Source organism: Alistipes sp. DJF_B185, from assembly GCF_964250025.1.
Lineage (GTDB): Bacteria > Bacteroidota > Bacteroidia > Bacteroidales > Rikenellaceae > Alistipes > Alistipes finegoldii.
The window spans coordinates 1-563 of record NZ_CAXUDY010000103.1 but is presented as its reverse complement, the minus strand read 5'-3'; the positions used below and the strand labels follow the sequence as shown (position 1 = coordinate 563).

Here is a 563-nt window from a genome sequence, read left to right as displayed (position 1 = left end):
TGAGCGTTGTTGTCACACTTCCTGCAAGAGTGTTTGCAGCTCCTCCTGCGTGGGAAGATAGGTCATGTACTGGGCGGCGAAGACCTGCTTTTCATCTTCGGGCAGCGTATAACGGACGACCGCGTCGTTTTTCTCCGCGCAGAGGACGATACCCACCGGAGGGTTATCCCCGGGATTCATCAACTCACGGGTGTAGTAATTGACATACATCTGCATCTGCCCCAAATCCTGATGGGTCAGCTCCCCGGATTTAAGGTCTATTAAAACGAAACAGCGGGCCAGGTAATTGTAAAAGACCAGGTCGATGTAGAAATGCTTGTCGTCGAAGGAGATACGCTTCTGTCGCGCGACGAAGGCGAAGCCTTTCCCGAGTTCGAGCATCAAGCGCTGCAAGCGGCTGATGAGCAGTTGCTCCAGATCGGTTTCCAGAAAATGCTCTCCCTGGGGGATACCGAGAAACTCCAGGATATACGGGTCGCGGATGATCTCTTTGGGTTCGACACGCCCGGGTTCGGTACGGGAAATCTCCTCTTTCACGGCTTTCTTGTCTCGGCTGGCCAGCA

The 563-nt window shown here is 54.0% G+C and carries 1 protein-coding gene; it reads right to left on the bottom strand.

All coding sequences use genetic code 11. The features are described 5' to 3' along the window. Nucleotides 1-12: 12 nt before the first annotated feature. Nucleotides 13-563 (bottom strand): PDDEXK nuclease domain-containing protein (locus tag ACESTR_RS16435; protein ID WP_373179471.1); only part of this gene is annotated, 551 nt, incomplete at its 5' end.